Source organism: Neobacillus citreus (assembly GCF_018343545.2).
GTDB lineage: Bacteria > Bacillota > Bacilli > Bacillales > Cytobacillaceae > Neobacillus > Neobacillus citreus.
Genome location: NZ_JAGYPE020000005.1, coordinates 29578 through 55815, shown reverse-complemented (window position 1 = coordinate 55815; position 26238 = coordinate 29578). Strand labels below are relative to the sequence as shown.

The 26238-nt window shown below is 38.2% G+C and carries 27 protein-coding genes; 14 read left to right on the top strand and 13 right to left on the bottom strand.

What is annotated here, in order from left to right; translation table 11 throughout:
• The first annotated feature begins 11 nt into the window (after positions 1–11).
• The 4 genes from KHB02_RS04755 to KHB02_RS04740 all read left to right on the top strand — a co-directional run bounded on the left by KHB02_RS04755 (position 12) and on the right by KHB02_RS04740 (position 4732).
• A complete protein-coding gene (locus KHB02_RS04755) occupies positions 12–518 on the top strand; it encodes a TRAP transporter small permease (RefSeq protein WP_213146245.1) in 507 nt (168 codons plus the stop codon).
• Positions 515–1795, top strand: coding sequence for a TRAP transporter large permease (locus KHB02_RS04750; protein ID WP_213146246.1), 1281 nt, complete (start codon positions 515–517; stop codon positions 1793–1795). Before KHB02_RS04755 ends, KHB02_RS04750 begins: the two co-directional genes overlap by 4 nt.
• A 245-nt stretch (positions 1796–2040) precedes the next feature.
• On the top strand, positions 2041–4107 hold the full coding sequence (locus tag KHB02_RS04745) for a cation:proton antiporter domain-containing protein (RefSeq protein ID WP_338088261.1): 2067 nt from the start codon (positions 2041–2043) through the stop codon (positions 4105–4107).
• Positions 4108–4546: 439 nt separating this feature from the next.
• The gene (locus KHB02_RS04740) at positions 4547–4732 is read left to right on the top strand and encodes a hypothetical protein (RefSeq protein WP_241113723.1); all 186 of its coding nucleotides are present in this window, start codon (positions 4547–4549) and stop codon (positions 4730–4732) included.
• 644 nt (positions 4733–5376) lie between these two features.
• Here KHB02_RS04740 and KHB02_RS04735 read toward each other — a convergent pair.
• Positions 5377–6165 (bottom strand): YwqG family protein, encoded by a 789-nt coding sequence (locus tag KHB02_RS04735; RefSeq protein ID WP_213146248.1) that lies wholly within the window; start codon positions 6163–6165, stop codon positions 5377–5379.
• A gap of 220 nt (positions 6166–6385) precedes the next feature.
• Between KHB02_RS04735 and KHB02_RS04730 the strand changes: the two genes are divergently transcribed.
• Entirely contained in the window at positions 6386–6538 is a 153-nt protein-coding gene (locus KHB02_RS04730; protein ID WP_241113722.1) for a hypothetical protein, read from the top strand.
• 45 nt (positions 6539–6583) lie between these two features.
• Here the strand turns inward: KHB02_RS04730 and lspA are convergent, their stop codons facing one another.
• Positions 6584–7021 carry a signal peptidase II gene (gene lspA, locus KHB02_RS04725; protein ID WP_213146249.1) on the bottom strand — a complete coding sequence of 146 codons (438 nt, stop codon included), beginning with the start codon at positions 7019–7021 and terminating at the stop codon, positions 6584–6586.
• Positions 7022–7434: 413 nt separating this feature from the next.
• On the opposite strand from lspA, the gene KHB02_RS04720 reads away from it, so the two are divergent.
• Both KHB02_RS04720 and KHB02_RS04715 read left to right on the top strand, forming a co-directional pair.
• On the top strand, positions 7435–8178 hold the full coding sequence (locus KHB02_RS04720) for an SDR family NAD(P)-dependent oxidoreductase (RefSeq protein WP_213146250.1): 744 nt from the start codon (positions 7435–7437) through the stop codon (positions 8176–8178).
• A 466-nt stretch (positions 8179–8644) separates the two neighbouring features.
• The gene (locus KHB02_RS04715; protein ID WP_213146251.1) at positions 8645–9205 is read left to right on the top strand and encodes a DoxX family membrane protein; all 561 of its coding nucleotides are present in this window, start codon (positions 8645–8647) and stop codon (positions 9203–9205) included.
• A gap of 328 nt (positions 9206–9533) precedes the next feature.
• Here KHB02_RS04715 and KHB02_RS29995 read toward each other — a convergent pair whose 3' ends face one another.
• The 4 genes from KHB02_RS29995 to KHB02_RS04700 all read right to left on the bottom strand — a co-directional run bounded on the left by KHB02_RS29995 (position 9534) and on the right by KHB02_RS04700 (position 11444).
• Positions 9534–9689 (bottom strand): hypothetical protein, encoded by a 156-nt coding sequence (locus KHB02_RS29995; protein WP_420848064.1) that lies wholly within the window; start codon positions 9687–9689, stop codon positions 9534–9536.
• 20 nt (positions 9690–9709) lie between these two features.
• Positions 9710–10222, bottom strand: coding sequence for a DUF421 domain-containing protein (locus KHB02_RS04710; protein ID WP_213146252.1), 513 nt, complete (start codon positions 10220–10222; stop codon positions 9710–9712).
• A gap of 140 nt (positions 10223–10362) precedes the next feature.
• The gene (locus tag KHB02_RS04705; protein WP_213146253.1) at positions 10363–10959 is read right to left on the bottom strand and encodes a dienelactone hydrolase family protein; all 597 of its coding nucleotides are present in this window, start codon (positions 10957–10959) and stop codon (positions 10363–10365) included.
• A gap of 26 nt (positions 10960–10985) precedes the next feature.
• A complete protein-coding gene (locus KHB02_RS04700) occupies positions 10986–11444 on the bottom strand; it encodes a 2-thiouracil desulfurase family protein (protein ID WP_213146254.1) in 459 nt (152 codons plus the stop codon).
• A gap of 214 nt (positions 11445–11658) precedes the next feature.
• Between KHB02_RS04700 and KHB02_RS04695 the strand changes: the two genes are divergently transcribed.
• Entirely contained in the window at positions 11659–11832 is a 174-nt protein-coding gene (locus KHB02_RS04695; protein WP_213146255.1) for a DUF2187 family protein, read from the top strand.
• A 312-nt stretch (positions 11833–12144) separates the two neighbouring features.
• On the opposite strand, the gene KHB02_RS04690 is transcribed toward KHB02_RS04695, so the two are convergent.
• Entirely contained in the window at positions 12145–12753 is a 609-nt protein-coding gene (locus KHB02_RS04690) for a TetR/AcrR family transcriptional regulator (protein WP_213146256.1), read from the bottom strand.
• A 195-nt stretch (positions 12754–12948) separates the two neighbouring features.
• Here KHB02_RS04690 and KHB02_RS04685 point away from each other — a divergent pair, with 195 nt between their 5' ends.
• From KHB02_RS04685 to KHB02_RS04665, 5 genes are all read left to right on the top strand, one after another.
• Positions 12949–13686, top strand: a complete 738-nt coding sequence (locus KHB02_RS04685) for an SDR family NAD(P)-dependent oxidoreductase (protein WP_213146257.1) — start codon at positions 12949–12951, stop codon at positions 13684–13686.
• A gap of 111 nt (positions 13687–13797) precedes the next feature.
• The gene (locus KHB02_RS04680) at positions 13798–14583 is read left to right on the top strand and encodes an SDR family oxidoreductase (RefSeq protein ID WP_213146258.1); all 786 of its coding nucleotides are present in this window, start codon (positions 13798–13800) and stop codon (positions 14581–14583) included.
• A gap of 211 nt (positions 14584–14794) precedes the next feature.
• Complete coding sequence (locus tag KHB02_RS04675; protein WP_213146259.1) at positions 14795–15970, top strand: GNAT family N-acetyltransferase; 1176 nt, start codon at positions 14795–14797, stop codon at positions 15968–15970.
• 463 nt (positions 15971–16433) lie between these two features.
• A complete protein-coding gene (locus KHB02_RS04670; protein ID WP_213146260.1) occupies positions 16434–17699 on the top strand; it encodes an MFS transporter in 1266 nt (421 codons plus the stop codon).
• 80 nt (positions 17700–17779) lie between these two features.
• Complete coding sequence (locus tag KHB02_RS04665) at positions 17780–19024, top strand: M20 metallopeptidase family protein (RefSeq protein ID WP_213146261.1); 1245 nt, start codon at positions 17780–17782, stop codon at positions 19022–19024.
• Positions 19025–19567: 543 nt separating this feature from the next.
• Here KHB02_RS04665 and KHB02_RS04660 read toward each other — a convergent pair.
• From KHB02_RS04660 to KHB02_RS04645, 4 genes are all read right to left on the bottom strand, one after another.
• The gene (locus tag KHB02_RS04660) at positions 19568–20575 is read right to left on the bottom strand and encodes a DUF3231 family protein (RefSeq protein WP_213146262.1); all 1008 of its coding nucleotides are present in this window, start codon (positions 20573–20575) and stop codon (positions 19568–19570) included.
• A 127-nt stretch (positions 20576–20702) separates the two neighbouring features.
• Positions 20703–21716, bottom strand: a complete 1014-nt coding sequence (locus KHB02_RS04655; RefSeq protein ID WP_213146263.1) for a DUF3231 family protein — start codon at positions 21714–21716, stop codon at positions 20703–20705.
• A gap of 404 nt (positions 21717–22120) precedes the next feature.
• Positions 22121–22573 carry a CBO0543 family protein gene (locus tag KHB02_RS04650; RefSeq protein WP_241113721.1) on the bottom strand — a complete coding sequence of 151 codons (453 nt, stop codon included), beginning with the start codon at positions 22571–22573 and terminating at the stop codon, positions 22121–22123.
• 5 nt (positions 22574–22578) lie between these two features.
• Positions 22579–23073, bottom strand: coding sequence for a CBO0543 family protein (locus KHB02_RS04645; RefSeq protein WP_213146264.1), 495 nt, complete (start codon positions 23071–23073; stop codon positions 22579–22581).
• A 267-nt stretch (positions 23074–23340) separates the two neighbouring features.
• Here KHB02_RS04645 and KHB02_RS04640 point away from each other — a divergent pair, with 267 nt between their 5' ends.
• Positions 23341–24330, top strand: a complete 990-nt coding sequence (locus tag KHB02_RS04640; protein WP_213146265.1) for a glycine-rich domain-containing protein — start codon at positions 23341–23343, stop codon at positions 24328–24330.
• A 63-nt stretch (positions 24331–24393) separates the two neighbouring features.
• On the opposite strand, the gene KHB02_RS04635 is transcribed toward KHB02_RS04640, so the two are convergent.
• Both KHB02_RS04635 and KHB02_RS04630 read right to left on the bottom strand, forming a co-directional pair.
• The gene (locus KHB02_RS04635) at positions 24394–25416 is read right to left on the bottom strand and encodes a DUF4179 domain-containing protein (RefSeq protein ID WP_213146266.1); all 1023 of its coding nucleotides are present in this window, start codon (positions 25414–25416) and stop codon (positions 24394–24396) included.
• On the bottom strand, positions 25413–25982 hold the full coding sequence (locus tag KHB02_RS04630) for a sigma-70 family RNA polymerase sigma factor (protein WP_213146267.1): 570 nt from the start codon (positions 25980–25982) through the stop codon (positions 25413–25415). Before KHB02_RS04630 ends, KHB02_RS04635 begins: the two co-directional genes overlap by 4 nt.
• Positions 25983–26238 lie beyond the last annotated feature (256 nt).

Genomic DNA, 26238 nt, shown 5'->3' with positions numbered 1-26238 from the left:
TGGAGGCAAAAATGGATTTATTTAAGACGCTTTATAAATTCATCGATAGAATCATTCGTCTTGGGGGAATCATTTCAGGCATATTCGTAGTGCTTATGACAGGAATGATCTTTTATGAGATCGTGTCTCGTGCTATTTTCAATTCCCCAACGATATTTGCGACAGAATTATCCATTTATTCGTTGATTGGAAGCTGTTTTATCGGAAGCGGATACGCGTTAAGAACCTTCTCACATATTACAGTGGATCTTGTAACAAATGCGGTGCCATTAAAAGTAAAAAATATTTTGGACGTTATCTCCAATCTTTTAGGGCTCCTTTTTAGTGTCATTTTCACATTTTACGCGATCCTGCATGTACAAGGGACTTATACAATTGGAACAACATCCTCATCATTATTAAGGGTGCCGATGTATTTACCGGAAATGATGCTTCCTATCGGCGGGGTATTGCTTTGCCTGGCATTTATTTTACAAATCATTGATGGTTTTAGTCGGAAAGGAGAGACTCACGCATGAATATATTTTTCCTTGGAGGAATGGGGACTCTCCTATTAATTGGTCTGCCCGTTGCCTTTACGCTAGGTTTACTTACGATAGGCGGAATGTATTTCTTTAATGGCGGAACACTAGCTTTCAATCAAATACCGATTATTTCATATAAGGCATTAGATTCATTTGAGCTAACGGCTCTTCCGTTATATGTATTAATGAGCCAGATTTTATTAGTTTGCGGTGTAGGGAAAGATTTATATGAAATGGCAAGCAAATGGTTCAGACATTTACCTGGCGGGCTTGCCATTGGAACTATTTTCTGCTGTGCCATTTTTGCTGCTATATCAGGTTCAAGTGTGGCAACCGCTATAACCGTTGGTTCAGTGGCTATTCCAGAAATGGTTAAACGAGGCTATACGAAAAAATATGTTTTAGGTTTAGTAGCCGCAGGCGGTACATTAGGGATTCTGATCCCGCCTAGCGTTCCGATGATTCTTTATGGAAATATCACTGGAGAATCTGTAGGCAAACTTTTCATTGCAGGTATTGTTCCTGGATTAATCCTTACATTACTTTTCACCATTTTTGCCTCCTGGCAGACAAGACATATTAAGGAAAAGGCAGCCACATGGGCGGAAAGATTTGAGGCATCCAAAAAGGCTGTATGGGGGTTAATCCTGCCCGTTATCATTATCGGCGGTATTTATTCAGGCATGTTTACACCAACAGAAGCAGCTGCAGTGGGGGTAGTCATTAGCTTATTAGTCGCTGGATTGGCTTATAGAAATTTAACGTTTAAAAATATGAAGGAAATCTTATTCTCAACCGTTCAAACAAATGCAATGATTCTTTTCATTATTGTTGGTGCTATGCTGCTAGGCTTTATTTTAACTGTTCTAAGAATCCCACAAACCATTACTGAAATGGCTACATCATGGGATGTTTCCCCTTGGGTCATTTTTATATTAATAAATATCGTATTGTTGATTCTAGGGTGTTTCTTGGAGACGGTTTCCATTATCGTGATTACTGTTCCAATTTTATATCCAATTATTACGTCGTTAGGTTTTGATCCAATCTGGTTCGCTATTATTTTGGTTGTTAATATGGAATTAGCATTAATTACACCACCTGTCGGTTTAAATTTATTCGTATTAAAGGGAGTAGACAAATCTGCCTCTATGTCAGAAATTGTTAAAGGTGTTTTTTCATATGCGATAATCATGGTATTATTCATCGGACTGCTTGCGCTATTCCCAGAAATAGTCACATTCCTTACTAATACGGGGAATATAAAATAAGGAACAGTACTTGACCGGCATCATTAGGATGCCGGTTTTTTTGTGACGGGCAGGGTAAATTTTGTAAAAATTGTTCAGGAAATTTTACACTTAATAATCTGTACATACGGCAACGGTTCCATTAAGTGATCTTAAAGTTAAAAAAGTTAGCTGTACAATTTTAACGAATGATACCAGTGCTTTTCTAATAGGTTTATAAATATCCGATCATAACAGTTGAGGTTTGACGAAAGTGAGGAGGATTTATGATGCCTATACCACTGAAGGAGCCAGTTCTAATTTTTGGTTTAGCTGTGTTAATTTTTCTGCTGTTCCCTATACTCATGGGAAAATTAAAAGTGCCTGCAATTATCGGTCCCATTATCGCGGGAATTATTATCGGACCAAACGGGCTGGAAATATTGGCACGTGATTCAACAATCGAATTGCTTGGAACAGTCGGATTGTTGTTTATCATGTTTATAGCAGGACTTGAGCTGGATCTAGATGGTTTCAAAAGATACAGAAATCGCAGTATTTTATTTGGCTTACTCACGTTTTCAATCCCTTTAATTCTTGGAGTCATATTGGGTTTATGGCTGAATCTCAGTATATTATCGGCCATTTTATTTGGTACCATTTTTTCCTCCCATACGCCTTTAGGGTATCCCGCCATAAGCCGGCTTGGCATTGCGAAAAACAAAGCTGTGACAACAGTGATTGGCGGTACATTATTAACAGATAGTCTAGCTATGCTGTTTCTTGCTGTCATAACAGGGGCAGCTGAAGGCCATTTAAACTTTGGATTTTGGATGTACTTGATTATTGCAACAACGCTCTTTGCTGTAGTTGTTCTCCTAATCACCCCTTCCCTGACAAAGTGGTTCTTTAAACGCTCCAATAATGAAGGAACGATCGAATTTAACTTCGTCTTGGCCATTCTATTCGTCGCCGGGGCGATATCATTATTTGTGGGCTTGGAACCAATTATTGGAGCATTCCTGGCCGGTTTAGCCCTGAATCGATACATTTATGATCATGGTCCATTAATGAACAGAATCAGATTTACGGCAAATGCATTGTTTATTCCCTTCTTCTTATTATCCGTGGGTATGTTAATGGATCTTCGTGTTCTTGTAACCAGCTCCGATGCGATCCTGCTAACCTTGTTAATCCCAATTGTAGCGATTGGCAGTAAACTGTTTGCCAGTTGGACAACAGGGAAAGTATATGGTTATTCCACAGCGGAAAGGAAGGTAATGTTTGGGCTTTCTACATCACATGCAGCAGCAACCTTAGCCATAACACTTGTTGGATATCGCCTTGGTTTATTTGACCAGCAAATCATAAATGCTGTCATTATTATTATTTTAGTTACGTGTATTATGGGCCCGTACTTCTGCGAAAAATATGGCAGGAAATTAGCCATTGCACGAGAGGAATCGGTAATGGATGAAACACTTCCTGAGCGTATATTAATCCCGATGGTAAATCCAGATACAATGGAATCCCTGTTGGATTTAGGATTTGTCGTAAAAAACGCAAAAAAGACAGAAGAGCCGCTTTACCCATTATCAGTCGTTCAAAAAGACTTAAAACAAGCAAACAATGAAGTAGCTCAAGCAGAAAGAATGCTTGAACACTCCGTCATGTATGCATCAGGGGCAGATGTTGCTGTTAAGCTGTTGACACGGGTGGATTATAATATTGGAAGAGGGATCGAACGCGCCGCTACGGAAGAACGAATCACAACCATCATTGTGGGGTGGGATGGCAAAAGCGAAGGAGGCCGAAAAATCTTCGGGAGAGTCATTGATAATTTCCTTGAACATACGTATCAACGCTTGCTTATAACCACTATCAAGCAACCGTTAAATACGATTGAAAGGGTCATTCTTTTGTTGCCCAATAATATCGTGCACAAACCAGGTTTTGCTGATTCCATATCCATTATGAAGAGCATTGCCTCACAGCTCAGTGCTACAACGAAGGGTCTTGTCATTCGTGATGATTTAGACATGTATGAAAAGACATCTCAGCAAGTACACCCTAATGTAAAAATCGAGTTCGAATCCATCGATAGCTGGAATTCCTTTTATAAAAATCATTTAAATAATGTTAAATCAACGGATCTTGTGATTGTATTAAGTGCCAGAAGGGGAACCGTAGCATGGCACCCGGAACTGGAGGCTTTACCGAAAAAAATTGCTTCAATGAATCTGGAAAACTTCATCGTGTTCTACCCAACAGAAATGAAGGAAACAGACATTCGTGGGTCACGGGGTACCGAGATCCCAAAGGAATTGCTCTTTAAGAAAGATTATGATGATTAAATGACACTTTTAATATTGGAATTACTGGAAAAAACGATAACAACACGATTAAAATAAAAATTCTAATCTATTTAAAGTTTAGGGGAGATATTCATCAATCTAGATGGTTGAAAATGACCCCACGAGCAATAGTTATGGTCACTTATCCAAAATATAGCGAATACTGAAGAAACACAATTATTTAATGACCCAACGTGGCTTTTTTTATTGTCAAACCGGCCTGTTTCGTGTAACAAGAAAAAAGTAAAATTCTAGACTTTTGCTAATAAAAGTACAATGAAGAAAAGTTTACAAATAGGCAAATATCTATTCCTTTGTAAATAGGGACACATACACTATTTTTGAAACAAATTGAGGAGGAGATATAAAATGGAAAGACAATTCTTTGGAAGCGGTATGGGTTATGGTATGGGTATGGGATATGGAGGCTACCCTGGTTATGGTATGGGATATGGAGGATATCCTGGTTATGGTATGGGATATGGAGGATATCATGGTTACGGTATGGGTTATGGAGGATACCCATTCCATCACGGATTTGGAGGATACCCATTCCATCACGGGTATGACGGCTATCCACTCCATCATGGTTGCGGCTGCTGTTAGAGATGGTTTGAATTTTTAAGCAAATGTTTAGTATCAAGACGCAAAAAATAATTGCAAAATTGGTTAGACAGCTAATTAATAATACAAATGAAAGCAAATAGGTTTAGTTTGATTGTAATATATAATAGTCCCGGCTGCTTGGGGTTAAAGATTCAGCTGCCATTTTTGGTGGCTGTTTCTTATCAAGCAAACGGAATTCTTATGTTAAAGATGGGATGGTCTGCGGCGATCCCGTTTTCTTATTGTCTAAAAGGGCAGTTGAAGAATCAATTAATGATTAACGTTGCATTTGACCAAGAAATGCGAAGCAGGAGGAGTTATCTCCCCCATAGTCTTGTGGTATTAAGTGGTACTATAACTCGTCCGTTTATTTGTTTATGAATGATTGGGTTTTTAAAAGGATCATATGCCTCACTATCATTAACAGAGGAACGCGCCCGAACATCTATACCTAATATGCTTCGGATGCCATTGCTGTTTGTCATATAATCATCTCCTTCTATAGGTATTGATGTAATTATTTTCTTTTAAACAATAAAAAATACATAAAAAAGATGGATAATATAAAGCTAAAGTTATCCTTATTTGACCTAAATTGCGAAGTAAAAAAGAAGCGTTTTAAGGCGCTTCAATTAAATCCTATATTTCATGCTCTTTCAAGTATTAAAAACATTGTAAGGTGAACCTAACCTGATCAAATTGCTTCATTGCTAATTCCTCTTTTTTTATACAAAAGTAAAGCAGCCCGCAATCTCCCCACATCACCCCTAAATCCTCTTCATCGGAGTCGATTTGGAACAATAATAACGGTTCCTTTTCTTGGTCATAAAGTTCTTCAAACACATCGTTTTGCACATTAAATGGTTCGCCAAGCATGTAGTGAGCGGGGGATGTGTTGCCTTCTTCATCTTCCTGCTGCATTAATTCTTGACGAAAGTTCCAAAAGCGCTCTTCGTCGTCTTCGTTTTCAAATGTAAGATTAGCAGGATTTTCAGATATCGTAGAGATGTTCTTGAAATTCACCTTGTATGCATTTAATGGATAATAGTCATTGGTGATCTCCGGATATTCTTTTCTTTTCAATGTGGTCAAATCACCATCAAAATAAAGTACTTTAAAGCATCCCTCATCCTCTTCAAAGCCCCAAGGCTGCTCAGCGACATCGTAAAAAAGATACAATATCCCGTTGCTGGGAAGCAAGTTATCTTTATCATATGGCTTTATTTCTTTAAGGTTAAATTGGCCGACAAACGTTAAGTAGCCTTTATCATATTTGGGGAATTCCATTTCATCAGGCAGATCTGGCAAACCTCCTAATTTCGAAGAACCAATTGGAATAAACTCGTTTACCTTTGTTTTTTCTATTTTAATAGAACTCTTCAATGCTAAGATAATATCTGATTTTTTATGGTACAACCCATATTCGCGAAGTAATGTGTCAATGTGCTGCATAAACCAGAATCCCCCTTTTTCAGCCGTTTTTTTACAACTATCAAAAATCCGCTTTAAATGTATTATATAAAAAATTTCAAAGCTTGTTTGTAACGTTTCGGTAAATGCTGATTATAAGCACTGCATATGGTCATCGTACTGTTGATTACTTATATAAATTGGTAACATAATTTCGTAACTTTCTGTGGTATAATTATCCAAAACAAATGGAGGTTCGCAAATGAATGCAATTTTTCCAATCGTAACTTTCTTATTTTACATAGTTCCTATTGTATTTGTGATTTGGTTTCTGGTTAAATTCCTTAATATACAGCAGGAAAAAAATAATATTTTAAGAACTATAGCTGACAAGCTAGATAAGCTAAATAAGTAGACGGGAAACACCGTCTCTTAATCGCCAAAGCATTTGCTGGAGAATCTAGTCCTTATTTTTCAACCATCTAACGACCCCATAAATAATAAGCAGGAACGCCCCCATCTCGATTGCATGGTCGGCCAAGTTAAGAATTCCACCGGAGCGAATGATAAAATCTGTCACCTGCCCAAACAAAAGTCTATCAATGCCATTTCCAATCGCTCCTCCGACTAGGAATCCAAAACTACTATCGATGAGGGCACCCTTCATTTCTTCGTTTCTTCGAAAATATAAAACACCTATTACAAAAATCACAGCTACAACCCCGAAGAGTCGTGCATTACCTTGAAATAGGCCTCCTGCCATTCCGCTATTTTCGATATGTGTGAGGTGTACTCCCCATAATGAAAATGTTTCATTGATATCAATGTAGGCCCGAATTAGAAACTTAGAAAGCTGATCCATCATAATAACGAGGATGGCAATTACATAAAATAGCATATATTGTCCTTCTTTCCTGCAGAATAACTTGCATCCTAATCATCATTATAATGGAAGGCTATGGAAGAAGTAATTGGTTGTAATTATTCATATTTTGTTGAATGAAATTATCTCAAATTCGAGACATTTTGTTTGACTAATACAAATTTAAGGGGTACTATGGTTACATAAAGTATATTTGGTAACTAAAAATTACCTTATATATCGTACCAAAAGCAAAAAAGGCATGCCAATACAGTAGATTTACTGAGAATTATTTTTTGTTGAATAGTGATTATATATTGAAGCCGGCTAATTCTAAAATAAAAAATATTCCGTTGACAAATAATAGTTGTGAGGTCGATAAGTTAGTTGATTTTTCCTTACAGATGTTAAAAGTATATAATTTTTATATAAAATTGGAGGAATGCATCATGGGTAAACTAGACGGTAAAGTAGCCATTATTACAGGGGCAGCACAAGGTATGGGTGCTATGCATGCTCGTAAATTCGTGGAAGAAGGAGCAAAAGTAGCCATTACTGACCTTAACTTGGAGGGTGCACAAAAACTAGCCGATGAATTAGGGGAAAACGCAATCGCTCTTAAATTAGATGTTGCTAGTGAAGAGAATTGGATAGAAGTTGTAACAAAAACAGAAGAAACCTTTGGTCCTATCAATGTGTTAGTAAATAACGCAGGGATTGGTATCTTCAAAACATTGGAAGAACTAACTGTCAAAGACTTTGAATTAACATTTAAAGTAGATGAGCTTGGAGTATTCCTAGGAATGCAAAAAGTAGTGCCTTCTATGAAAAAAGCTGGTGTAGGTTCCATTGTTAATATTTCATCTGTAGATGGTTTGGTGAGTGCACCAACGGCTATTGCTTATAGTGCTTCTAAACATGCTGTAACTGGTATGACAAAGGGTGCAGCTGCTGAGCTTGGACAATATAACATCCGTGTAAATTCTGTACATCCAGGAATTATCAAAACTCCTATGGCTGACCAACCAGATGTAGAAGAATATCTAAAGCAACTTGAACAAGATATTCCTCTAAGAAGAAGAGCAGAAGTAGAAGAAGTATCTAATTTAGTTATATACCTTGCTTCTGATGATTCAAGCTATTCAACTGGAGCCCAATTTGTAGTAGATGGTGGAATGATCTCTGACTTATAATTGATAAAAACAACTCATGGTTGGAAAAGAAAAATAAGGATGCATGGGGACGGTTCTTTTGCATCATTTTAGCTGTTCTCAGCTCATTTGCCGGAGATGGACCCTAAACCGGCATAGTAAGAAAAGAAATAGGTTTGTTACACTATTTGGCGCATTTCTATTAAGAAGAAATGCGCCAAATTTTATTTTTGAAAAATAAATTTATTTATGAAATGCAGCAAGCCAATAAAATGGAGAAAATGACTTAGAAATGTTTTTTACATAAAAAAGCACTGATTATTAAATAGTAACAGCTGAATTTCTTTCTACTACATTCGTGTAACAAATAGATTCATTTGTTAAAATTTTTTTGCTTTTGTTTGAATTTATTTTAAGAGATTGTTAAATCTTGAACAATCCTCCCTGAAGCCAAAATACATTTGCTATGCTGTGAATGTATTGAAACTAAATTGCGGAGGTGTTGTTAATGTTAGTAAATTGGTTAAGACAAAGGAAAACTGCATCTGGTATTTTACTTGTTCTTCGTTTATATCTTAGTTACGTTTGGCTCACGGCGGGGTGGCACAAATTATCAAGCGGAGATTTTGACGCTTCGGGATTTTTAAAAGGAGCAATCGCTAACCCAGTTAAAGGTCCTGAAGGTGCGGTTGTTTTTGGCTGGTATGTTGATTTCTTAAAACATGTTGCATTGCCTAATGCCCATATCTTCAATACGATTATTCCTTTAGGTGAATTTCTTGTTGGTTTAGGATTATTACTAGGATGCTTAACAACAGCTGCCATGTTCTTTGGTCTATTGATGAACTTCTCTTATTTATTTGCTGGAACGATTTCTTCGAACCCATTAGATATTTTATTAGGAGTTATAATCCTATTTGCAGGCGCTAATGCTGGAAGAGTCGGACTAGACGGCTGGATAAAGCCATTCATTAGAAAAACAGTACTTAAACGCAAAGTAAAAGGCAACAACCAAACCGTAAAAGATAACCAATCAGTCATAGACAATAAACCTGTCAACCTAAATTAGATGCATGGGGACGGTTCTTTTGCTTCATTTTCAGTCGTTTTCAGCTGCATTTGCCGGAGATGGAACCTGAACCGGCACTGTGGAATGGGACAAGAGAACCGTCCCTATGCATCATTCAAGAGGGATAGCCTCCATTACAAGTTTGAATGATGCAAAACAAATGTAAGAGGCATATTTTCAGGCGAAGCATTAATTTAGCAGATTGAACAAACGACAGCGTAACCGCTGCTGTTTTGTCAATCTGTGAAACCAAAAAGACCTGCCATCAGGCGGCTTGAAAAAAATAAACACAGCAATCTCATCAAGAGTGCTGTGAGTCCTAATATTTTTAACTTGAATTGTCGCGAAATAAATCAATATACAGGTTTCCTTTTGATCCTACAACAGCGTAGGAAATTTCAGAGACCTGAACGTTTCTCTTTTTTAATTCTGCCAAGAACCATTCTTTATCGTATTCGTGGTTAGAAAAATTCTTATCTAATATTTCTCCATCAATAACCAGTTCTACAGGACCTTACTTGAGGGTGGGACCAAATTTAGGTCCTTTCGCATTACATTTTGGTATTCTGCTTTTTTTAAAACCGATAGAGAACCATTTACTTCTAAAATGGCACATTCAACTTCTTCTATATTAAAGATATCTTTTCCTCGTAATGCCTGTGTAAGCATATCTAATGAATAACCAATCTTCTTAAGTGATGCTTCCATGATTTTTCCTTCTTGAATTAAGAAAATTGGTTTCCCTGCAATCCATTCTTTATAGCGGTGTTTTTTAACAGCGAGGGTATTCAATGTAAAAATAACAGCACCCATGATAACGAATGAAAGGATAAAATACCGGAACTTAATATTTATATTGAATGCTAGATTTCCTGCAATGGTTCCCATTGTAATCGTAGCGATGAAAAGGTGATACGTCTTTTGGAATATGGTCTGTTTCCCAAGAATATGTAAAAAAACCCATAACATGATAAATGCTGTTAAGGTTCTAAAGATGATTTCTAAAGATACTGGCATCACTGTTCTCCCTTGCAAAAGTCAAACCTTGGCATCTTAAGTTAAAGATATTATGTTCTTCCTGCAAGTGGATTATCCGGTGTGTTCATAATTCATAAACTATCCATTTTAAATTAAAAAATGTAAATACGAACGTTCCCTTAATGGTGTTTCTTTAAAAATTTCAACACTTCGTTAAAAGCATTTTGAAATGATTGTTCATTAAATTTAGCAGAGTGCGGGTCACTAAATCCGTGTTGACCGTTAAATTTATGGATCTCGATATTTTTTTGAACAAGGTTTGAAATTAACTGATCCACATTAAAGGATTGTTCCTCTTCTGGAAAGAATAACACCGTTGGACATTGCGGCACGATTTGTTGGTAATTTCTAATTCTCGAACCATAATAGGCAACGACTCCATCCAGACAATCTTCCTCACTGCACAGCCAAGCAGCAGTTGCGCCAACGCTAAATCCAATCAGATATACTTTTTCGTAATCGTTTTTAACATCTAACAATAGGTTCTTTATTTTTTTAACAGCTTCGGAGAAACCTACATTGTTCATAAAATGATGGTAGGCAATCTCTTCTTCAGAATAAGTAAAAGGGTGTTCCCGCTCTAACAAGTTCGGGCAGATCACATCAAAATCGTGTGTTGATAATAATTTACAAAAGTCTTCCATATGTTGATTAATGCCATAGATTTCGTGTATGACAATAATCAAATGACTTGAATTCTTCAGTATTTGGAGCATTTTATCCCCCATAAAGTGTCAATATTTTAAAGTAAGCTTTCCGCAAATTGCTCTTCGGAAATGACTTTAAATCCATTTCTTTTTAGTAAGGCAGAAGTGACTCCTATTCCCTCTATTTTTTCGCCAATAAATTTGCCGTTATAGATCATCGAACTCCCGCAGGACGGACTGTTTTCCTTAAGAACCACTAAAGTCGCCTTTATTTCTTTTGCTTTTTCAAGTGCAGCATAAGCTCCGTTTAGATAAAGCTGGGTAACATCATTTCCTGATTGATCTACTACTTTCGCCTTTCCATCCAGAACATCTTCACCGTTACCGCCTATGATTTCAGCAGGCGCTCTTGGCGTTGAAAAGCCGCCAAGTAATTCTGGACAAATGGTAATTGCTTTATTTTCCTCTACTAGTTTCCTAATTTCATTATTTAAACTATGTGTACCGTTATATCGCACTTCCAACCCCGCTAAACACGAACTCACCAATATCATTTACGAACCCCCTTTCATGTAAATTTTAGCATATTCCTAGGGGGCGGCTGCCTTTTGGGATAGTTTATTCTTATTAGCTAATAGAATTAGTAAAATTAAAAATTTTGAACTGATTTCCTAAAAAAAGACATTCCTTGAAAGAATGTCTTTTGCTAAATTATTTGTTTCTGTATTTTTTTATCTTTGCTGAAAATAATAAGTTCAGGGTGATAAAATGGCAACTGCTAAAATCGGCGATAATATTGTATTTAAGCGTGAAGGGAAAAGCTATGAAGGAATTGTTACGGTTGTAAGAGAAAATTCTGTTATTGTTGAGTACGGATACAATAAAGCAAAAGGCGAACCCATTACAACCATAGTCAATCATAAAAATTATAAAATTACTTAGTCAACTTTGTGAAAAAATAACTTAAAGTAAACGGGTGCAAGAGTTCAACAAGGGGCTGCGGGAGCGGCTCTTTTTCTTGTTCCGCCTTAAATTATGTAAAGATTCAGAACACTGCACCAATAACGATAGAGGGCCGTGACGGTGATCCGACCGCCAATTATCATTTCTTAAATGAATAGGTGGTTGAATGCCAATGCTTAGAACTTGTTTTGGCTTTGCCAATCCAACCTGATTTTAATAGTTCCTTTGCTATCAACATATTAAAAAATCCGTGTTTGCAACAAAATGATGCATGAGAACCGTCCCCATGCATCATTTGTTATGTCCAACATATTGAAATGAGTAAATATGGGTTTTCGTTAGTTCAATGGCTTCTTGGATAAAATGTTCAGGCGGTTCTTTGAAGCCATTTTCGATCCAATTTTGGAGGAGTCCATAGAAGCCATAGGCTGTATAGCGTTTAAAATAATCCATATTAACTGGGATATTATTGATCGTTTCGAAAATAAATTGTTCCTTATAGATTTTTATGATAGTTTGAGGAAACCGAGTATGCAATCCTGGTAGGGTGTCATCGTAGTTGATCAATGTAAAAAAATTCTGGTTTTTGTAGATATAAGAAACGATATTAAAAGATGGTGCACCTATCTTGGCTGTAAAAACCTTTTGGCCAGATACATATGCTTCGCCTACTGAAGTTTCTAACCCCTGAAGCATGGAAACAAGTAAATCCTCAGCCAATTCCATTTTATCTATGTAATGGATATAAAAGGTACTGCGATTATAGGCGGCGTGATCGACGATGTCTTTTACCGTGACGGAGTGGTAGCCCTTCTCTTTTATGAGTTCAATCAGTGCTTGCTTTAAATGTGCTCTTGTTCGATTTTGCCGTTGAGACGTTGTATTTTGTTCATTATTCATGAAAAAAACTCCCTCAATATAGACAGATTTAGCAGAAGTGTCTAACTAGTCGACACTTAATGATATCTTAATGATTGTTAGTTGTGAACAAAATAGTACAATTAAATTGTGAACAATAAAGCACAGATAATAGATTTATCTATTATTTTTCTCTAGACTGTGCTAAAGAATTCTTGAATACGAGGAGGATTTAGGATGGGAAAATTACAAGACAAAGTAGCTGTGATTACCGGTGGAGCATCTGGTATTGGGGCAGCAACAGCACGTTTATTCGTTTCAGAAGGGGCCAAGGTGGTTCTTGTTGATTTAAATGAAGAAAAAGGGAAAGCTTTTGAAGCAGAATTGAAAACGCTTAATGCTGAAGCTCTTTTTATAAAAGCAAATATTACGAGTGAAGAAGAAGTCGCCAATATCTTTAAACAAACCGTTGAAACATTTGGCAAAGTGGATGTGGTCTTCAACAATGCGGGGATCGGACGTGTACATCCTTCACATGAGTTAGAATACTCAGAATGGCGCAACACTGTAAATGTTGACTTAGATGGCGTCTTCTTAGTAGCACGTGAATCCATCCGTGAAATGTTAAAAACAGGCGGTGGTACGATTGTGAATACGGCATCCATGTACGGTTGGGTTGGATCACCAGGTTCAGCAGCTTATAACGCAGCAAAAGGCGGCGTGATTAACTTAACTCGTTCCCTTGCGCTTGAATATGCAGAACAAAATATTCGTATTAATGCATTATGCCCTGGTTTTATCGATACACCCATTATTCCGGAAGAAAGCAAGCAAGCTTTAGCTGAAGTGACACCAATGAAACGTTTAGGTAAAGCAGAAGAAATGGCAAAAGCAGTATTATTCATGGCTTCTGATGATTCTTCATTCATGACTGGTAATAGTTTGACTGTTGATGGCGGTTATACGGCTCAATAATAAATCCTGTGAATTAAGTGTAAATGATGACTTTTCATGGGTATATATCTTTAATGTGAGATAATTTATTTCGAAATATTTTTTTTTAAAAAACAAAGGGAGGAAATTTTCATGAGTAATCGTTTTGATGGAAAAGTGGTATTAATTACTGGTGCAGGTTCTGGTTTAGGCCAAGCTTCAGCCCTACAAGTTGCAAAAGAAGGAGCCAAGCTTTCGCTTGTAGATTTAAACGCTGCTTCATTAGAAGAAACGAAAAGACAAGTCTTAGAAGTTGCACCAAACGCAGAAGTGTTACTGATCACTGCGAATGTGGCTGATGAACAAGCAGTTCAAAACTATGTAAATGAAACAGTTGAGAAATTTGGTAAAATCGATGGTTTCTTCAACAACGCAGGAATCGAAGGAAAACAAAACCTGACAGAGGATTTTGGCATTGAGGAATTCCAAAAAGTAGTCGGCGTCAATTTAAACGGTGTGTTTTATGGAATGAAACACGTATTGAAAGTCATGAGAGAACAAGGCTTTGGCTCCATTGTTAATACTGCCTCTGTTGGAGGTATTCGCGGGGTAGGTAACCAATCAGGTTATGCAGCAAGTAAACATGGCGTGGTCGGCTTAACAAGAAACTCTGGAATTGAATACGGCCAATACGGAATCAGCATCAAAGCGATTGCACCAGGCGCTATCATGACACCGATGGTCGAAGGTTCATTAAAACAAATGGATCCAGTTAACTGGGAAGAGGTCGGAAAACAATTTGTTCAGCCAAACCCAATGAAACGTTTTGGTAAACCAGAAGAAGTGGGCTATTTAGTGGCATTCCTGCTATCTGACCAAGCCAACTTCATCAATGCAACCGTTATTCCAATTGATGGCGGACAATCTTATAAATACTAGGAAGTGTGGAGATGGTTCTCCTGCTTCAACTAATCTAGCGATAGGCGCATTTCTATAAGAAGGAATGCGCCTTTTTATATTTTAGAGGAAAGGAACCAGGGGAAACGGCGGCCAAGGTACCCGGTGCAAGGTTTGTTAGGTTTTGGTAAAATTGGTTATGGATGCATTATTTTTAAAAAATACATCCAATGAATGAAAAGGGGTGGGCCTAATGTTAGTGAGAGAAGTGACTGAAGCTGAATACCTAGAAACTATGAAACTATCTGAATACGCATTCCAATATAAGGTTCCAGAGGACAGCATACCGGCTCGGAAAGAAGCATTGAAAAACCACAAAATTTTAGGAATCTGGGATGAGGGCAATCTAGCTGCAAAACTACATATTATCCCGTTAAGCGTTTATATGATGGATGCTGAATGGAAAATGGGCGGCATTGCCGGAGTCGCTACTTACCCGGAATACCGAAGAACCGGTTACGTCAAATCACTCATGATCGAATCCTTAAAACAGATGCATGATGATAATCAGATCGTATCTCTTTTACACCCGTTTGATATCGGTTTTTATCGGAAATATGGGTGGGAGATTTTAACTGATAAGATAAAAGTGACGATTAAAAAAATCAATCTTAAGTTCCTCGAACCGCAACAAGGTTTTATAAAAAGATATTCAAAAGATACCCATAATGAGGAGATAGAAAGGATTTATCAGCAGTTTTGCAGTCAGTATACAGGGATGCTGAAGCGTGAGACCGATTGGTGGAAGCGGAGCGTGTATGATGATCATTCCCAGCTTGCTGTCTATTACCGTTCCGAAAAAGAGGCTTTGGGTTATATGCTGTACTATGTAAAGGATCAAAAAATGAAGGTGCTGGAGCTCGTTGCACTTGACCATGAAGCAAGAATTGGGCTTTGGAATTTCATCTGCCAGCACGATTCCATGGTTGACACAGTGACGATGGAACTTGCTGGTCATGATCCGTTTCCTTACTTTCTGCCGCAGCCGAATGTGAAACAGGAGGTTTCGCCTTATTTTATGGCAAGGATTGTGGATGCTGAGGAATGCTTAAAGAGATTTCCTTTTGTTCATGAAAATGAGCCCCTATTCCTGCATCTTGAAGATTCACACGGACCCTGGAATAATGGCAGCTACCTGCTCGGTAACGGAGAAATAAAGATGTTTAAAGAAAAAACAGGCAGCCAATGTGTCCATCCCCCTAAAAAAGGGATTCGTCTGAACATCAATTCCCTATCAGCCATCCTATTTGGCTATAAAAGACCAATGGAACTATATGAAATGGGCTACTTAAAAGGCTCCAAAAACGAGATTGAACTGTTTGAGAAGAAGGTCCCGCCAATCAAATCAGCATTTTTTGATTTCTTTTGATCTTTTATGATGCATGGGGACGGTTCTTATGCATCATTTTTAGTCGTCTTCAGTCCGTGCTCCAAAGACGGAACCTGAATCAGCACCTCAGAATGAGACAAGAGAACCGTCCCTATGCATCATCCATAAAATAATTCCGTCAAAAGTAGACGGAATTATTTTTTTATTGAAAATATAAAAATATTATATATAATATAAAATATATTAAAAAGTCCAACAATTATATTTAAGGGGGGATGCTTGAAGTTGGAGGTATGATAGTACCTTTCTAACGAATAAGTACGGACAAACTATATTGCGTGGATATATTTGGAAGCGTATACACAAAGAATGAACATGTCGACAAGGCTTTATATGCAAACTTCGCAACTGAATGGTAAAAACCAATAATTTCAGCAAGATAATATTAGAGAAGAACAGTTAGCCAATACAACAAAAGACCAATAATAGGGGATTGATGAATATGAATAAAAAAGGCGGCATTTTTTACGGATGGTGGATATTGGCAGCAGGCTTCATGATTATGACGTTTCTTTATGCTCCTATTGCAAACCTCGTCTCGCTTTTTACGAAGCCTGTTACAGAAGAGCTTGGAATTGGAAGAGCCGAGTTTACCATGTATTACACCATAATGGCTACAACTGCCATGATTACAGCTCCAATTGCCGGCAGATTAATGAAAAAGCTGGATATACGAGTATACATGACTTTATTTACCGTTTTAGGCGCAGGGGCATATATTGGGTTTTCCTTTTCAACTGCACTCATTCATTTTCTTATATTTGCAGTACCAATGGGTATGGCTCTAGCCGGGGCTGGTATGATTCCTGTCTCTGTTCTTATTACAAATTGGTTTCATGCCAAACGCGGATTAAGCTTAGGAATCGCCTTATCGGGAACTGGTTTCGGGTCAATGATTCTCAGTCCTTTAGTTACTTGGATGATAACAGACTACGGTTGGAGAACAGCCTATCTTGCAATTGGTATTTTAATATTAGTTGTACTCATTCCTTTAATTGTCTTTGTAATAAAATTAAGCCCTGCTGATAAAGGTCTATCACCACTAGGTGAAGAAAAAACGTCAAATAGTCTGCCAAATAAAGAATTAGTTGGATTAAACCAAAAGGAAGCATACAAGACAGTATCTTTTTGGGTTCTTTGCTTAGGAATTGTCGTAGGGGGAATTGTTGTTAATAGTATGATTATTAACCTGGTTCCTTATTTAACCGATATCGGTACCCCAGCTCAGCAAGCCGCCTTGCTATTATCATTAGCTTCAGCGATGGTAATTGTTGCGAAGCTATTAGTCGGTAGATTATATGACAAGATCGGATTAATCAAAACGTTGGTATTTATCGTTGCATCCGATATCATTTGCTTTCTGTTTTTAATGAAAGGAAATCTATTAGTTCCTGGCATCCTATATACCGTCTTTTCAGCATTAGGCTCAACGGCCGTTACGGTAACACCTGCTTATCTTACGGCAGCGCTCTTTGGTGAGAAAGAATACAGTGCAAAATATGGAACTGTATCTTTATTTACATCCTTAGGTGCGGCGATTGCTCCAATCGTATCTGGATTAATTTATAACATTAATCATTCCTATGGATTATTGATCAAGATGTTAATTGTTTTTGCGGTTGTAGAATTTGTATTATTTTTCGTAGCAGTGAAAACAAAACCAAAGTTTGCTTTAAATTCAGATATCCCGAGAAAAGAAGCAGTCTAATGTTGTTTTTAAAAATTTAAAAGATTACCATACCCTGCCCATAAAGGTGGGGTATTACAAGTAAAAGGAGGACCAGTATAATGACTTCTACTTTACCAATTAAGGTGAATTTTTTTGAGGAATCACAGAAATATGAAGAGCAAATCATAAAAGATCGCCGCTATTTACACCAGCATCCGGAACTTGGTTTCGATCTTCCAAATACGCAAAAATATATCCGGCAGCGTTTGGATGAAATGGGGATTGAAAATAAGCCATGCGGTGTCGTGCCAGAGGAAATTGCCAAAAAATATGCGAGAGCAGGATTTGGCTTACAGGAAAATTGTACAGGTGTAGTGGCAACGATTGGTAAAGGTGAACCTTGTATTTTGCTCCGTGCCGATATGGATGCCCTGCCGCTTGAAGAAGAATATGATTCCGAATATAAATCGAAGATTCCGGGTAAAATGCACGCCTGCGGTCATGACTCACACGTCGCCATGCTTTTGGGCGCTGCCCGAATGTTAAAGGATCATGAAGATAAGCTGCAAGGAACCGTTAAATTAATGTTCCAGCCGGGGGAAGAATGGGGCTATGGTTCTAAGTTAATGATTGATGACGGGCTGCTTGAAAATCCTAAAGTACATGCAGCGTTTGCCATCCATATTATGCCTGACCAAGAAGCCGGTACGTTATCTGTCACCAAAGGAACTGTATCTCAGGCAATGGATACGTATATTGTTGAAATTCAAGGAAATGGCGGGCATAGTTCACAGCCGCATAAAACCATTGATGCTAATATGATTATGAATCAACTATATACCAGCTTAAACTTACTATATACCCGCGAAGTGGATCCAAAGGCAAGTGTGACCTTCTCCATTGGAGCAATGAGCGGGGGGACAGTGACAAATATTATCCCGGATAAAGCAGTCCTGCAAGGGAATATGCGCAGCTTTGACCAACAATCGAGAGATCATATGTGCAAACGGATCCCGGAAATGATCGATCATATCGTCAAAGCGTGGCGCGGTGAGTATAACATTGTAGATTTCCATACACCAACAACCCACAATAATCCAGAATTTATTGATGAAGTTATGCCGGCATTAGAAGACATTGTAGGTAAAGAAAATGTTGTGGACCATGGCTGTTTGGGGGGATCAGAAGATTTTTCTCATATCTCTCAGGCCGTACCTTCTGCATTTGTCGTCTTAGGTACAGGTAAAGAAGGACAACCACCTGTCCACAACCCTCGCATGCACCAAAACGAAGACACCTTCAAATACGGCGCTGCATTACACGCCAATGTTGCAATGGAATGGCTAAAAGCCCAACATAAATGATGCATGGGGACGGTTCTTATGCATCATTTTCAGTCGTTTTCAGCTTATGTGCCGAAGATGGTACCTGAAATGGTACCGCGGAATGAGACAAGAGAAACGTCCCTATGAATCATCCTCTCAAATAAACCTTGCTTTTGTGGAGCAGGGTTTATTTTTGTGGGCTTAAGACAGCGCTCGGCAATTTTTTCTGTAAGTTAAAGCCGCGAACCTTTGATTTAACAGGGTTTTGGCCATTTTTACAAAAACGTTTGGTTAACTACATTTCCCTGGAAATTTGTCGAATAAAGGGGCTTTGTTGTAATGCTTTGAGAGCGACCATAGCCGCGTTTATGCAAGTAATCACGCATTTCTTTCCCCAGAGAGCATTGCGATGGGGGATACTGCAACTGAGAGTTAATAATTCTCGGTCGAAGATCTAAAGAGTATTTGTCACAGATTGTAGACAAAGGGGGTGCTACCAATGTATCAATGTCAGGCATTTCATGGACCAAAAATGACCATGGGCCAGCATCCAGAATGAAGCAGAAGAACCGTCCCCATGCCTCATTTCTTTGCCAATTCATCCCGATCCGCAGCCATTGGCGGCTGTTCCAACCATCCGTTTTCAATCAATATATTTGCTCCATCTTTTGCATACTCTGCTATTTCAGCAGAGAGCCTAACATATTGAAGCCCTATATCCTTTCGAGGGCTCACTGCCATACTTGTTCCATAAAATCCGATGCTAAGGGCGATTAATGATGTAGTATAAAACATCATTAGCTTATCAGAAAAGGTAAAAGCCGTTGACTCTGTTACTTCGGTATTCCATGTCATTGGTACAGGGAGGTCATCCTCACTAAGAAGGGAACCTAAAATTTCACAGTGTTTTTTAGCAATGTCCTTTCCTCTAACCAAGTACTCGGTAACCTCTTTTGACTGGGCAACTTGACTAAATCCCAGCAAGGTTGCTACCCCAAAAGCATTTCTTTGAATGTTAGTAAAGAGATTTGTAATTTCTGTACCTGTTAAACGTCTTTTTTCTCCAAAAAAACCTTTTAAAAAACTTTTCTTTTTAACAAAATCTATATCATCTGGTATGGGTAAATGGGGAGACCTGATATAAAGCCCTTTTGATAATAAAAGTTCCTTTACCTCTCTTAGAAATGGTGTTAATTGTGAAATGCATTCATTAAAATGGCTATAAACATCTCCCCTGACAGATAAGGACAGATTCATGCTATAACCTTGAAGGGCAATTTGAGCTGATTGATGGAGGTAATTTAACGCATATGAATCTGAATACAATCTAGGTGCAGATATATCGACATCTTCATCAAGTTTAAAACCATATGGAATTGGATACTTTTCTTTTTTGAAAATTTCAGTTAGAGTGTTAAGATTTCCTTGAGCAATATCAAAAGCCTTTTTAAGTAATGGTCTAATTTCTTCATCCTCAACCTTGGATAGAAAAAATTTGAACTTGCATGAAATAGCACTGTCATTGATGTAAGAAGCCCATAAAGATGTAATCTCTGCCGAAGTAAGCCCCACCTGATTTCCAAACTCCATAATCCAACCTCCAATGAATTAGACAAAATTCTCTAATATCAATTTCCCCAAAACACCCTGATATATGTAGCAGATGTAAAGACAGCCGAAAGGTAGGATACAACGCACAATTTGCCGTATCATCTCATTAATCTTTCATCAGATGATTTCTGTCAATCGCTTCCGGTTGTTTTTCTAACCATCCATGTTTAACCATAATATTGTATGAAATGGCACCAGCCTCCAAAGCATGGGTAAATACTTTGGTATAGTTTACGAGTATATCCGATCTAAAGCTGGAACCTAATGATGCACCATAATAAGTAAGAGCTGCATTTACTAAAAACCCTGCATGAAACATGATCAATTTGTCAGAAAATGGACTTACAGTAGAATCGGTAATTTCTGAATCCCATTTCTCAGGTATTGGCAAATGATCTTCTTGCAATATAGCGTCAAAGCTTTCAGCATCTTTCCCTGCTAATTTAACGTTTTTCAACATAAAGTTACGAACATCTTCATGTATTGCCACCTGACTAAATGCCAAACTTAATGACCTGATAAATCCAGTTTTCGTTGAATTAAAGAAAAGGGTGCTGATTTCAGAACTATTTAGTGGCCGTTTGTCGCCAATTAAATTTGAAATGAATCCTGGTGTTTCCATGAATTCCGCCCAATGAGGCGAAGGAATGGAGGGGACACTTGAATATTTCGGCTCGCTTTTAGCCAATTTCACTATTTTTTGGAACAATTCCTTAGACTCTTCCGTACATTTAAAAAAATAATTTTGAATATCTTCTCTTTCCGTATTTGTAACCGCTAAGCTATAAGCGGTTAACCCATGTATGGTCATAATATAGGAGTAAAATAGTAAAAATTGATCGGAAAACAGACGTGGGGCATTAACATTCACGTCATTCTCTGTAAATCCGATTGGGACTTGGTAATTTGCACTTTTCAAGAATGCGGTGATTTTCGTAATATGACCCTCAGCTAACTGTAAAGAGAATTCTAAGATGGATTTAATCTCATTATTTTCAACAATTTTAAGAAAATATTTGTAAACACAGATTGCCATACTATCGCCCATATACTGAAGCCAAAGAGCGGAAACTTCCGCTGCGGTTAATTTATTTGTCGACTTCTGCTTAAAAATCCCCAAAAAAATACCTCCAGTTTTTCCATTAATTATTCTGAAATTATTTTATGGTATTGATTATTAAGTATACAGATGAATTCGAGGGATTTTGATGCATGGGGACGGTTCTCATGCATCATTTTGGTCGTTTTTTTATTTAGAAGTTTGAGTGACATTATTTTTATACTTTTTTAAATTCGTTTAGTCACCCATTACTTATTACTACAGGAGAAAGTATAGATTGAAACCTAAAAAAAGCTGGTGGATTTTAATCATTGTATCCTTGGGTCTTCATTCCCTTTTGGGCTCCCTATTTGACATTTAATCCCGCATATAATCGTGTATCTTTCACAGCGGCGGTCATACAATTTCCTATCATGGAATCTGGACCGGCACCACAGATGAGGCAAGAGAACCGTCCCCATGCATCATTTTGCAAAGAACCAGCGACAAAATAATCGCGATATAAAGAATGAAAGGCAAATGGTAATCCAAGAAATATACCAGGCCCAGTGTATGTATGTAATGAGGTCGGTGTATTTTTCGATAATGATTTCACCGATTGTCAGCACCGTGCTATAGCCTACATAATATGCAAATTGAGTAAGAGTACTTCGGTTATTGGGATACCAGACATTAAAGGCGGCACATATGACTGGAAAAGCAAAGTACTCATATGTAAAGCTCGTCCGATTGACAGAAGGAAATAATCGGACAGGATATTCAAGCAGTCCAAGCTCCACGACTACTAAACCTATAAGAAAGGTAATAACCTGTTTGAACAATATAGCCACGACGGCAAGGCGAAATTTATTTTTCGGTATGAAAAAAAGAATCCCTGTTGACACTGCGTAGACGGATATTAAGATCCACCATTCCATTCTCATCAGATACCCCGCCGTTCTGTTTGAAACAAAGCTTTATCCTTAAAGAACCAATTGCACAAGACTTGACTCACGTAAAAGAGAAACCAAATGTAAATCCACATCCCCCACCACGTCAACCATTTATAATCTAATAAATCTGTAAATCTTTCGAGAGTAATATCAAACAACGTGACGGCAGAAACCCAAATAATAAAGTATATAAACCTGGACCATCGGCTGCCCTTTACTTTCTTATGCACGTAATATAGGGAAAACAAAATGGGATAAAACCAATAATCGATTGTAATGGGAAGATGGCTGGCTTTTGGGAACTCCCGAACAGGCGCACTAAACAAGCCAAAATGGAACGAAGGCATATCGCAAAGCCAGATGATACCTTGAAACATCATGAATGCCAAAATCCCCTTTCGCCAATCTTTACGTGGAATAAACAAAATAAAGCCAGCAAAGCCAAACAGCCACATTGCAGTCAAGATCAAACGCTCCATCTGCATGTCTAAGAAACTCCATCTCTCGTGTAGGATAATTTTAGAATGATGCATGGGGACGGTTCTTATGCATCATTTCCAGGTCATTCACTAAATAGGAACCCTGATTCGACACCGCAGGATGAGGCAAGAGAACCGTCCCTATGCATCAACAAGGATTGTTAAGTTTGAGTAAATTTTCTGAAAAAACCTTAAAAATTATATTTCCATTGTTTATAATTTTTATAGGTTAGGAAATTTTTCCAAACAGAACATCCACGAGGGAGGAATGGAATGACTGCGGGGGGTATTATAACAGGGGTAATAGTCGTAGGAGTTATCGTGCTATATATTTCGTCGGCGGGCAAAAGGCGGCCTAAATTAGTTAAGGAGAATATCCCGGCCAACTTAGGCGTGTTAAGTCATGTCCCGATACAGCCTTTGATTGATCAATTAAACACCTCACTAGAAGATGAATACATACAACAGGTAAAACAGCGCTTTTTAAAGGATTTTCCGAATCGGAGTGAAGATGAGTTTGAATGGCTGCTGTTTGAATTAAAGCGGTATTTTATCGTGGCCAACATTTTAAAGAAGGCGCCGATGTTTAGTGAAGACGTCGATGAAATCTGGCATGAAATGATTCTTTTTACAAAAAATTATCAGGCGTTTTCCGAGAAATTCTTAGGAAAAATGCTGCATCATACACCGAACACCAATCCCGAACCGGCACCACAGGAACGAGCCTTTTTTGACTGGATTTTTTCACAGCTGTTTGAAATTACTCAGTTCAGCTGGAAAACATGGGGGAGTTTTTTCAAGTACCCAATGGAGGAAGGGCTATTAAAAGAATTTAAGGAAAGCAGTACGGAAGCGTTGATTGAAAAATATTTTCAGCGGAGCGAGGAAAATAAAGACGTCCTTGAATTTTTGGTTAATCGGCTGAAAAAGCAATTAAGCGAAGCCGAAAATATGTATCATGCTAACCCGAAAGGTTCATTTTCGAAACAGCGGACGTATGGCGATATGGCTCCACTCGCGCTGGGGATGGTCTTTTTCTCGTATTTTTATTTTGATCATTATTGGGACTACATGAGAGCGTTTGCTTTTGCCGAAGCGGCAAAATATACAAGCGGCTGCACCACCGCTGTTTTTTGCGGATCCGCCTCTTCGGACGACTCTGGGAAGGATTCCGGGAATTGCGGCGGGGACAGTGGAGGAGGAGATGGCGGGGGAAGCAGCTGCTCTTCCTGCTCAAGCTGCGGAAGCGGATGTTCGTCTTAAGATGAAGCATGGGGACGGTTCTTGTGCCTCAAAAAAGTGAGGCACAAGAACCGTCCCTCTGCATCACTTTAGCTCGATAGTGATGGGGTCCATTTCTTTTGTTTCTAGTCCTTTTCCTGAGCCAAGGGAATAGTAGATGACTGGTACTAATGTTAGTGATTTTGCGTTTGGATGGATGGATTTAATCGTACTGCTCCATTCAAAGGATACTCCATTGTCACGGCTGACACCTCCGTTCCCATCAACGCTGTAGCTATTCCCTAAATCATCTTGTACACTTTTAATTTCTGCGGTTACATGCGGCCATTTGTCTAGAATACGGGCTTCCACCACTTGTTCGTAGTGGATCACTGTCGACAAACCATTCGTTTCAATGGACTTAATGTTAACTGTCACACCATGATTGGTAACGGACTGATTCACAAGTTTCGACTTGTTTTCCAAAGCGGACACTTCAAAGGCGAAATGCCAATCACCTGCAATGAATTCATCTGTTTCTAGATTTTTGAATGCCCCCGGTTCCCAGCTAATTTCAATACGGTCAGGTTTGCTTCCACGAAATGTAGGCGTTATTTTTTCTGTACCTACATATGTTGTGTCATTGACTTTTTTTATCGTGCCAGCCGCCCCAATTGCCTCTGCTCCCTTTACATTGAATGCTGATGACATGCCAGGACTTGTTCCTAAATCTTTATCAGTTTCAATCGCATAGGAAATCGTAATCGACGATCCATCAAATACAGCATCTTCAATCATGATGGACACACCATTACTTGACTGGGTTTGTGAAATAGATGTTGCGAATTTGGAATAGTTGCTAGTATAAGAGTTTTCATCTTTAAAGTAACTCATAATATTATTCATAAATGGAATCTGGGATGCGAGTGATGGTACGGCAAAACTCGCACCAATCGTGGCCCCGAGTGCAATCGTTGCTGCCACTGCCATATATTTAAAAACCTTTATTTTCTTCTTTGCGCCCACTCCCATAACATGCTGTTTCACGCGTTTTTTTTCAATCTCACTAACTGCCACAGGTTCGATTTCATCAATATTGAGATTCGCTAGCTTTTTATAGTAACTCATATAATGAATTGCTCCTTCAATTTCATATTTTCCGCTAATTTTTTCTTGCCGCGATACAATCGATTATCGACTGCAGCTTTTGATAGATGCAGTGAATCAGCAATTTCACTATTAGTCATCTCTAAAAAGTATTTCATGATAAAAATATCGCGATCTAGTTCAGCTAGTTTGCATAGTTCAAAAAGTAGCTCATTTTTTTGTTCCCGATCTAATACGGACTTTTGTAAACTCGTAGGTGAACTAATTTGTTCAAGTTCAACGGGAGGAGCCTCGCGTGCAGTCTGTTTTTCAAAGATTCGATAGTAATCAATTGATTTATACTTTGTGATGGTGCCGATCCACTTTTTGAAATCTGCCTCATCCCCATTAAATTGATGGCTGTTTTTCCAAACTTCTAAAAACACATCATTTATACAATCATCGACGGCATCACGTTTACCAAGCGGCTGTAATATTTTCAGTGAAATGGCTTTGACAAAGGGCATATATTCATCAATGACATACTCCAGGGCATCTTCTTTTTGCTTTTTTAAGCGTTTAATAAAATTCTTGTTAGAAACGGCCATATTATATCTCCTTCATTTTTTGAAAAAGCTTTTTCACTAACTATAACGAACCAACCATCCGCAAATTCTCAACTATTTTGAATTTATTTTACAATAATGAGGCATGGGGACGGTTCTTTTGCATCAAATCAGCGGATTACGTTGCACCAGGTACCGAATGTGGGCCAGGGCCGGACCGCGGAATGAGGCATGAGAACCGTCCCTGTTGATGTACCAGTCTCCATGCATCAAGACTTGATCGATTACCAAAAATAGG

Excerpts from the sequence above, each read along its gene's own strand:
- KHB02_RS04735 (WP_213146248.1), bottom strand. The coding sequence starts at position 6,165 with ATGCAGCACATTGACACATTACTTCGCGAATATGGGTTGTACCATAAA.
- KHB02_RS04740 (WP_241113723.1), top strand. The coding sequence starts at position 4,547 with ATGGTATGGGATATGGAGGATATCCTGGTTATGGTATGGGATATGGAG.
- KHB02_RS04745 (WP_338088261.1), top strand. The coding sequence starts at position 2,041 with ATGATGCCTATACCACTGAAGGAGCCAGTTCTAATTTTTGGTTTAGCT.
- KHB02_RS04715 (WP_213146251.1), top strand. The coding sequence starts at position 8,645 with ATGTTAGTAAATTGGTTAAGACAAAGGAAAACTGCATCTGGTATTTTA.
- KHB02_RS04630 (WP_213146267.1), bottom strand. The coding sequence starts at position 25,982 with ATGGCCGTTTCTAACAAGAATTTTATTAAACGCTTAAAAAAGCAAAAA.
- KHB02_RS04695 (WP_213146255.1), top strand. The coding sequence starts at position 11,659 with ATGGCAACTGCTAAAATCGGCGATAATATTGTATTTAAGCGTGAAGGG.
- KHB02_RS04730 (WP_241113722.1), top strand. The coding sequence starts at position 6,386 with ATGAATGCAATTTTTCCAATCGTAACTTTCTTATTTTACATAGTTCCT.
- KHB02_RS04665 (WP_213146261.1), top strand. The coding sequence starts at position 17,780 with ATGACTTCTACTTTACCAATTAAGGTGAATTTTTTTGAGGAATCACAG.
- KHB02_RS04645 (WP_213146264.1), bottom strand. The coding sequence starts at position 23,073 with ATGCAGATGGAGCGTTTGATCTTGACTGCAATGTGGCTGTTTGGCTTT.
- lspA (WP_213146249.1), bottom strand. The coding sequence starts at position 7,021 with ATGCTATTTTATGTAATTGCCATCCTCGTTATTATGATGGATCAGCTT.
- KHB02_RS04640 (WP_213146265.1), top strand. The coding sequence starts at position 23,341 with ATGACTGCGGGGGGTATTATAACAGGGGTAATAGTCGTAGGAGTTATC.
- KHB02_RS04660 (WP_213146262.1), bottom strand. The coding sequence starts at position 20,575 with ATGGAGTTTGGAAATCAGGTGGGGCTTACTTCGGCAGAGATTACATCT.
- KHB02_RS04720 (WP_213146250.1), top strand. The coding sequence starts at position 7,435 with ATGGGTAAACTAGACGGTAAAGTAGCCATTATTACAGGGGCAGCACAA.
- KHB02_RS04650 (WP_241113721.1), bottom strand. The coding sequence starts at position 22,573 with ATGGAATGGTGGATCTTAATATCCGTCTACGCAGTGTCAACAGGGATT.
- KHB02_RS04755 (WP_213146245.1), top strand. The coding sequence starts at position 12 with ATGGATTTATTTAAGACGCTTTATAAATTCATCGATAGAATCATTCGT.
- KHB02_RS04750 (WP_213146246.1), top strand. The coding sequence starts at position 515 with ATGAATATATTTTTCCTTGGAGGAATGGGGACTCTCCTATTAATTGGT.
- KHB02_RS04685 (WP_213146257.1), top strand. The coding sequence starts at position 12,949 with ATGGGAAAATTACAAGACAAAGTAGCTGTGATTACCGGTGGAGCATCT.
- KHB02_RS04690 (WP_213146256.1), bottom strand. The coding sequence starts at position 12,753 with ATGAATAATGAACAAAATACAACGTCTCAACGGCAAAATCGAACAAGA.
- KHB02_RS04705 (WP_213146253.1), bottom strand. The coding sequence starts at position 10,959 with ATGCTCCAAATACTGAAGAATTCAAGTCATTTGATTATTGTCATACAC.
- KHB02_RS04680 (WP_213146258.1), top strand. The coding sequence starts at position 13,798 with ATGAGTAATCGTTTTGATGGAAAAGTGGTATTAATTACTGGTGCAGGT.
- KHB02_RS04670 (WP_213146260.1), top strand. The coding sequence starts at position 16,434 with ATGAATAAAAAAGGCGGCATTTTTTACGGATGGTGGATATTGGCAGCA.
- KHB02_RS04700 (WP_213146254.1), bottom strand. The coding sequence starts at position 11,444 with ATGATATTGGTGAGTTCGTGTTTAGCGGGGTTGGAAGTGCGATATAAC.
- KHB02_RS04675 (WP_213146259.1), top strand. The coding sequence starts at position 14,795 with ATGTTAGTGAGAGAAGTGACTGAAGCTGAATACCTAGAAACTATGAAA.
- KHB02_RS04635 (WP_213146266.1), bottom strand. The coding sequence starts at position 25,416 with ATGAGTTACTATAAAAAGCTAGCGAATCTCAATATTGATGAAATCGAA.
- KHB02_RS04710 (WP_213146252.1), bottom strand. The coding sequence starts at position 10,222 with ATGCCAGTATCTTTAGAAATCATCTTTAGAACCTTAACAGCATTTATC.